Source organism: Enterococcus sp. VV15, assembly GCF_005236045.1.
Classification (GTDB): Bacteria; Bacillota; Bacilli; order Lactobacillales; family Enterococcaceae; genus Enterococcus_B; species Enterococcus_B durans.
Window position 1 is genome coordinate 1 of the sequence record NZ_QPTY01000140.1, and the last position, 229, is coordinate 229.

At 32.8% G+C, this 229-nt stretch carries 1 protein-coding gene; it reads right to left on the reverse strand.

Translation table 11 applies throughout. The annotated features are described in order from the left end of the window. Positions 1-109: 109 nt before the first annotated feature. The coding region (locus DVW83_RS15015) for a transposase (RefSeq protein ID WP_174784303.1) at positions 110-229 on the reverse strand (120 nt) is incomplete at its 5' end.

Below are 229 nucleotides of genomic sequence, written 5' to 3' on the forward strand. Positions count from 1 at the left end.
ACCTAGCGAATGTGCCAAAATCGAAAAAAGTATGTTTATATTTTTCTTTTGAAAAAAAAGTCAAGTCCATAATCCTGTGTAAAATACTATACAATGTTTTACCGGTCTCTCATTGATCAAACTTAATATATTTTCTTGTAGAACTGAGCCATTCGTCATGAAGGTCCATAAGGACAGATACAATTAATCGATTGTCAGACGTTCGGTTGGGAAAAATCCGAATAATCTT